The organism is Dehalococcoidales bacterium, assembly GCA_041656115.1.
Taxonomy (GTDB): Bacteria; Chloroflexota; Dehalococcoidia; order Dehalococcoidales; family UBA5627; genus UBA5627.
Genome location: JBBAED010000015.1, coordinates 1 through 6536, shown reverse-complemented (window position 1 = coordinate 6536; position 6536 = coordinate 1). Strand labels below are relative to the sequence as shown.

Genomic DNA, 6536 nt, shown 5'->3' with positions numbered 1-6536 from the left:
TGGAGGCGCAATATTTTTCGGCGGAATGTGGGACCATTGGAATGTGCCTGTAAACAATTACGACCCAACGGGGAAATATAACAACATTATCAATTTTACCGATAATTTTTTCCTTAACAATTCGCCCGTAAAAATACATTGCGATTCCTTTTCCACCGGGAAGCACTCAACCGAGTTGATAAGCGATGCGTCAATCAACTTTTTAAATGGTTATGACGAAGATTCGCCCTTTTTGATGTATGTTTCATTTCTTGCGCCCCACGACCCGCGAACAATGCCGCAAAGGTTTAAGGATATGTACAACCCGGACGAAATAACTCTACCCGAAAATTTTGCTCGGGAACATTCGTTTGATTACGGCGTAAAAGGAATACGAGATGAAATGCTTGCCCCTTATCCGCGCACACCCGAATGCATTAAAACGCATATTGCGGAGTATTACGGAATGATTTCGCATTTAGACTATGAAATAGGCAGAATAATCAAGACGCTTGAAGATACGGGAAAGGCAGAGAACACTATTATTGTGCTTGCGGGAGACAACGGGCTTGCGCTCGGTCAGCATGGCTTGATGGGCAAGCAAAATCTTTACGAGCACAGCGTAAGAGTTCCGCTCATATTCAGCGGCGCGGGAATACCAAAGGGCGTGGTTACAGACCAATACATATACCTGATGGATATTTTCCCTACCCTGTGTGATTGCGCCGGAATTGAAATTCCGATTTCCGTAGAGGGCAAAAGCTTTTATCCCATACTTATGGGCGGGCGGGAGGAAAAAAGAGAAACGCTTTATTTTGCGTACAGCGACCTTATCAGGGGCGTAAAAGACAGAAACCACAAGCTTATCTATTACAACGGCGGCGCAGACGCAAAGCCCGCGTTGTTTGATATATTAAATGACCCTTTTGAAACAGAAAATTTATTTGACAGCCCTGAGCATGAGCAAATCGTTAAAAGACTAAATACTGCGCTTATGAAATACAAAAGCGAATGGGAGGATACCAACCACCCTTCAAGCAAGGCATTTTATGATAGCTTCGGCGAACACGCAACAGCAAACCGGAATGGTCATATTGAAGGAGGAACAACATGAAAATTAAATTTACGGCTCGTCAAAAAAGAAAATTCAGCTCGCTGGGAAAAATAATTTTAGCGCTTGCGATTTTTCTGCCGAATATTGCGCCGATTTCCGTTCAAGGGCAAACGCCCGCATCAGAGGTGGAGTTTTCTCCGGCAATTGACGGGTTTATTAACTATTTTTCAGCAAATTCAAGCTTTCAATCCACAGATGCGGCAAACGAGCTCAAAATAAAGCGCCTTGACAGTAAAAACGACAGTTTTAGGGCGTATTTAAGGTTTAATTTGACCACCCTGCCTGCCGATGCGGAAATTCTTAGCGCAAAGCTTATAGTCAATTATAAAAGAACGCTCGGAACTTCAATCGGTAATGTGTATTCCGAGCTGGGCGCATACAGAGTTGACGGCGCCGCAGCCAACTGGACGGGCTTTAACGGCGCCGCCGCAAAAACCGGGGCTTACGCTATCGGTGATTTAATCAGCTATACAAAAGAGCCTTTTGAGGCGGTGGAGGGTCCTGCAACCATTCCTTTTGAGTGGGATTTAACATCATACATAACACAAAACAAACAATATACCGTGGCATTGGGATATTTGGGTGAGGATATGACGCATGCCATATTCTTGCACAACAGAAGGTCAGCCGCCCCGCCTAAGTTAATAGTGCGGTATAGCGATGCCAACTCCCCGGTGAGGGTTGATATCCATGGTGAAGATGAAGTTGCAAGGGGAGGCGCGACAACCTTTACTGCGGCAGCTTTTTCATCGGATGACATACAAGAAGGCGTAAACCAAGAGGTAAAGTGGTATATTGACGGCGCTACCGCGGGGGCTGCAATAGATGAGAGTACCGGCGAACTTCGCGTAAGCAGGGCTGTGCCTGCAGGCAGTGTTATCAGAATAAAGGCGGTATCCGCCCGAAACAGCGATGCATATGGCACAAAGGATGTATCGGTTGTAAATTCGGACATTCCGGTTGGCTCAACCTATGTTACCGCAAGTACAAATTTTAATAGGGTTAATTCCGCTTATGATTCCGTTGAGGACCAATATATAGTGGATTTAACCGGCGGTTTCTATGGCGAGAAATTGACTTCGCTTATAGTGAATACAGATTTGGATTCGGAATGCGGGGTTCCCGTAAATCATGATGAGCCTGTTGCCATGCTGGGGGAAAACGGCGCTTTGGCATATGCAAGCGCGTATGACTGCGTTTTTGAAATGTCCGCCGAGAACGCTGTTGAAGTCAATCCGTCCGCACTTTTCGGTGTGAACGGAAATTATATTCAAGAGATGCTAAACAGGTTTGGCAAAAGCGTTCGGGTGACAATTCCGCTCATGCGTGAAACGGGGTATGGCGACCCCTTGCAAATTCTCATAAAACTTCCCGGCTCAGGCGCTAAAAGACCTAAGCTAATCGGAAAGGGAGATTATAAAAATTCGTTGGAGGCTGCCACTAAATTTGTGGATGCAAGCTATACTGCCGAAGATGGGAACGGCACAGCCGAAAGACCGTATAAAACCATTCGGCAAGCAATAGACGGCGCAACCCCCGGCGATGTCATTACCGTTGCGCCGGGAATATACAGGGAAACATTGACAATATCGAACAGCGGAAGTTCCGATGCGAAAATAACGCTGCAATCGTCGGAGCTTGGCGGGGCGGTTTTAAACGGCGCCAAGCCGTTTGCGGCAGCCGAATGGACAGAGGAGGACACCCCGGGCGTTTATTCCGCCGAGTGGACAACAGACTTCTTCAGAGGAGCGGGAAATAACCGTAATTACAATCAAGCCAGCAGATTTAACGCAACCGGAGGTTATGCAGAAAATGTTGTTTGGAATGATAATTTGTTGGTAATGCGAACCAATCTTTCGGCTTTGGAGGAAGGCAGCTTTTATGTAGATTGGTCGGAGGATAATCGAAGGCTTTATGTTCGGTTGCCGGGCAACAAAGCGCCGGGCGACGGAGAGGTTGAATCGGCGATATATGGCAAAGGGCTGTCAGTCGACGCCGACCATTGGAATATAAAAGGTTTTGCCTGCAAAAACTATGCAAACTTCCCTCAGGCAGCCGCGATTGATTCAAGGGGCTCATACAACAGTTTTGAAGATATACTTGTTAAAAACTGCACAGGCGTGGGGATTGGCTTTGGCGTTAACAGGGGGATAGATGATGAGCCTGTTTACGATAACGCCTTTATACGCTGCGTTGCCGACAGTTGCGGTCAGCTTGGCTGGAAAAGCCTTAAATCAAAGGGCGCCCAAATTCTTGATTGCACTACTGTAAATAATAATTTTAGATTTGCGGCGGTGGATTGGGAGGCGGGCGGCACCAAGTTTACTCGGGGTGAAGATACGCTAATTGACGGCTTTGTAAGCTATAACAATTGCGGCAGAGGTGTGTGGTTTGACATTGACAACAAAAACTGCACCGTTTCAAACTGCATAATATTTGCAAACTACGGCTTTTCAAACCCTGTTCAGGGTACGGGGCTTTTTTACGAAATAAGCTATGGTCCGTATTATTTTATCGATAACCTGATTTATTCAAATTCCGGTGCGGGCATCATGATTGGAGAATCAACCGGCGAGAGCGGCGCCGTTATTTCGGGGAATACAATTGTCGATTGCATGTATCCCATCCACATACGTTTGGTGGCAAACAGAATGAATGCAAATGTTGTGCCCAACATTCCGTGGAAAATTGATAATGTTGCAATAACGGCAAACAAAATCAAAAACTGGAGGACGGCGGCGATATACGCCGAGGGGCAGAACCTTACAAATAAATATTTTGAAAATAACAATATAACCATCGAAGGAAATATATTTGACACAAGGGACAAAACAAGGCTGATTATGCAAATTAACTATCAAGGTGCGCCGGGAATAAAAAGGTTTGCCATCAATAACGGTGCAGGCGTATTCCCTACAACTGCCATGCCGGATGATAATGTTGAAGTTTTGACAGGGGGGAACCCTGCCCAAGAGAGCATACCGACAAGCATGGTGATGTTTAATTCCACAACAAACCTAATTAATATTAACACCAGAAACTTTACAGATACCGTTAGGGGTAAGCCGCTGGAAAGCGAGCAAGAAATTCAGGTGTTCAGACGAGATTCCGAATTTGCCGGCAATATTTTATCGGTGTACGACGCATCAAGCCCCAACGAGGTTAAGTTTAAGCTAAAAGTGACGGATGAAAACCTAAAAACACAGCTTTTAAGCGACCTGCCCGACTATCCCAGCGCAATGCCCTATTTTATTACGGTGAAGGTAACGAACAATATTAGCGGTAACTATGCTGGCGAACTTTTATCCATACGGGGATACAACAACTATAACATATCGATGTTTTCAGAGGCGGCTCTTGAAGGTATTGCAATCGAAGGGGAAAATATGCTAAGACCTTCAGGCGGCAATATTTATACGGCAATCGCTTACAATGAAAGGGACGAAGTTATGGAAAATCGCAATATTGTGTGGTCGTTGGAGCGCCCCGTTGAAGGCGTGACGATGGACGGAGGGGTTGTAAATATTGACAGCGGGGTAAAAGAAAGCAGTTTTATAATAAAGGCGCAGGATGCTGAAAACCCAAGTGTATACAGAAAAAAACAGGTTGACATAAGCCATTTTGAGGTGTATGATGTTACATCAAGGGTAACATCCGATAATCGCATTGAATGTGAGATAGAATATGCAAACTTCAATAGCGGGGGGGATAAAAATATTTCTCTTATACTTGCCGCATATGACGGAGCGGGAATTACAGACATCACCGTTAAAGAAGTTGTTGCACCCGCTTCGCAGGTAGTGGAAACGCTTAGCGAAGGCCTGCCAACAAATAATAACGCCGAATCATATAACTTGTTTTTGTGGGAGGATACAAATTCCATAAAACCTTTGCATAAACCGGTGGGAATGGCAGCGAATTTCGAGCCGGGCTCGGCGGAGGAAGAAGGTGACGGAGGCATATACAGCGTCATTGAAAACCCTGCGCTTAAAAATGTTTTGCTTTTGGGCGATTCAATTTCAATCGGCTATCACTTTGATGTTGTAGATGCGCTTGCTGGAAAAGCAAATGTATATCGTCCTTACTCGCCCGGTAACAGCTCTGTTGCGGTAAATTGCGCAGATTCCGGAACGGGCGTTGCTAACATCAGAAGCTGGTTGGGCAGCAGAAGGTGGGACATTATTCATTTCAACTGGGGTTTGCACGATTTGAAGAGGCTTACCCCCGGGATGGGAACGGAGTCGGATGACCCTTCAATGCCCCCCGTAAACGACATAAATCAATATGCCGAAAACTTGCAACAGCTTGTGAATGTTATGAAGGAAACAGGCGCCAAGCTAATTTTTGCCGCAACTACACCATATCCGCAAGGGGTAAAGCCGTGTCGGCTGCCGGAAGATGCAATTTCCTACAATAACGCAGCCATAGGCGTTATGCAGTCAAACGGTGTGGAAATCAATGATTTGTATGCGTTGGCGCTTCCCAAATTAAGCACAATTCAACAGCCGGTAAATGTTCACTTCAAGCCGGAGGGTTCGAAGTTTTTGGGCGGTGCGGTTGCCGATGTTATCAACGAGGCGCTAAAGGATGGGTTGTACAGGGAATACACCTATAAAAAAGACCTAAAGCTTGGTGTGTTTACCCCTGAGAACCCAATGCAGAGCAATCCAACCATTGTTTTGGTACATGGCGGAGGGTGGACGGGCGGCGAGCTTAAAAATATGTATAACCAATGCGAATATTTTAAAAATCTTGGATTTGTCGCCATCACGGTTGATTACACTTTAGAGGCGAAAACCGGTCAGATTGCAACGCTGAGAGGTATACAAGATGTTTGCGACGCGTTGGAATTTGTGAAGGATAATGCAGTTTTGCTAAAGGCGGACATTGATAAGCTGGTGGTCGGCGGCGGAAGCGCCGGCGGGCATTTGGCGCTGACAACAGCTATGGAAAACATCACCCCCGCCCTAACGGCAAGACCGAAAGCATTGGTGTTGTTTAACCCGGTTACGGACACGGTGGACGGCTTTGGCAAGAATCGGTTTACGGCGGCTTATGGCAATTCCATTTCGCCTTACCACCAAATGTCGGCGAACGGTATTGTGCCCACGGTGATTCTTCACGGAGATGCCGATACGGTTGTTCCCCTTTCCCAGATAAACGAATTTGCAACACGGGCAACAAACAGGGGCTCCGTTTGCCAAGTTGTGGCATACGCGGGGCAGGAGCATTCCTTTTTCAATCAGGAGCCACATAGAACCCAAACCCTGCAAGCGGCAGAAACCTTTTTAAACAACATTGGATTTTATAATTAAAAATAAAAGAGGCTGTTTTGTCACAGCCTCTTCAGACTGTAGACAAAGGTCCGCCGCAAGGCGGATTTTTGTTGTAAAAATGTTGAATTTTGTAACAAAAAATGATATAATAGAAGCATAAAAGTCAG

At 45.9% G+C, this 6536-nt stretch carries 2 protein-coding genes; both read left to right on the top strand.

The window, feature by feature from the left end; translation table 11 throughout:
• Positions 1-1093, top strand: a 1093-nt coding sequence (locus tag WC958_06115; GenBank protein ID MFA5629795.1) for a sulfatase-like hydrolase/transferase, incomplete at its 5' end; no start/stop codon positions are given.
• On the top strand, positions 1090-6408 hold the full coding sequence (locus WC958_06110; GenBank protein MFA5629794.1) for an alpha/beta hydrolase fold domain-containing protein: 5319 nt from the start codon (positions 1090-1092) through the stop codon (positions 6406-6408). The genes WC958_06115 and WC958_06110, both read left to right, overlap by 4 nt.
• The last annotated feature ends 128 nt before the right edge of the window (positions 6409-6536 follow it).

Excerpts from the sequence above, each read along its gene's own strand:
- WC958_06110 (MFA5629794.1), top strand. The coding sequence starts at position 1,090 with ATGAAAATTAAATTTACGGCTCGTCAAAAAAGAAAATTCAGCTCGCTG.